The organism is Oleiphilus sp. HI0132, assembly GCF_001635845.1.
In genome coordinates this window covers 1-904 of record NZ_LWGJ01000092.1, presented here as the reverse complement: position 1 = coordinate 904, position 904 = coordinate 1, and the positions used below count along the sequence as shown (strand labels likewise).

The 904-nt window shown below is 42.3% G+C and carries 2 protein-coding genes; one reads left to right on the top strand and one right to left on the bottom strand.

The features are described from left to right. A partial coding sequence (locus A3766_RS28695) for an AraC family transcriptional regulator (RefSeq protein WP_156508593.1) occupies positions 1-245 on the top strand: 245 nt, incomplete at its 5' end. Between the two features lie 175 nt (positions 246-420). Here the strand turns inward: A3766_RS28695 and A3766_RS30070 are convergent. Next, positions 421-904, bottom strand: a 484-nt coding sequence (locus A3766_RS30070; RefSeq protein ID WP_197479159.1) for a hypothetical protein, incomplete at its 5' end; no start/stop codon positions are given.

Genomic DNA, 904 nt, shown 5'->3' with positions numbered 1-904 from the left:
ATATTTCATCACGAACGCTTACACGCTATCTAACAAAAGAAGGGACAAACTGGAGAAAACTATCTAATCAACTTCGTATGGATAGAGCTAAGGAATACTTAATCAGTACACCTGAAGGCATTGAACAGATTGCTTTTAAAGTCGGCTTCTCTAACGCGAGTAGCTTCTCAAGCGCATTTTCTCGTGAGGTAGGGCGAAGCCCACTCGAGTTTAGGCTAACAAATTCTTGGGGGGAAACCCAATAAGTTTGTTAGGGTGGCGTATCATTCAAAGCAGCGAATAACCTCGTTATGGGACGTTAATGATCACTCCTAATAGGCAATATGCCACGTTTTTAAAAAGAGCGGTGCTAGCGCTTCGCAAAAATAAATGCGTGACCTTTCCACAGTTTAAAGATTCGATGAAGCTCTGAGTTACTCGTTATCGAATTACTAGGCCTTTCGCACCTTGAGAACCCAGGCGACTTACTTTTGATTTGATTCCCTGCTGTTTATAGATCTTTTCGAGTAGACCTGTCTTTATGGCGCCATCTAGAGCTATGTTAAATTGTTCACGCAACTCTAAGGCCCCACTCTTCTTGCGAGTAAAGCCGACATGAAAGGCCTTGATAGGTCCGACTGCTTTAGGAATATAGTCAATGTTCCGAAACAAAGGTGCATACTGATCAATATAAAACTGACATACCAGCTTGTTGCATATAAATAGCTCGATGTGCTCGCGGTTCAATTTTTTTAAGTTGTCGAGTGTTGGGTTTTGTGAAAACAGCGGAGCTGTCTTTATGAGCCCTTCACGCTCAGCAGCTTGGAACGCTATAGGATAATGGTAGCCTGCATTTGACCCGATACTATAAGGCTGAAGATCTGATAAAGTCTCCCACGATATTTCTGACGATCTTCTTTTGAAA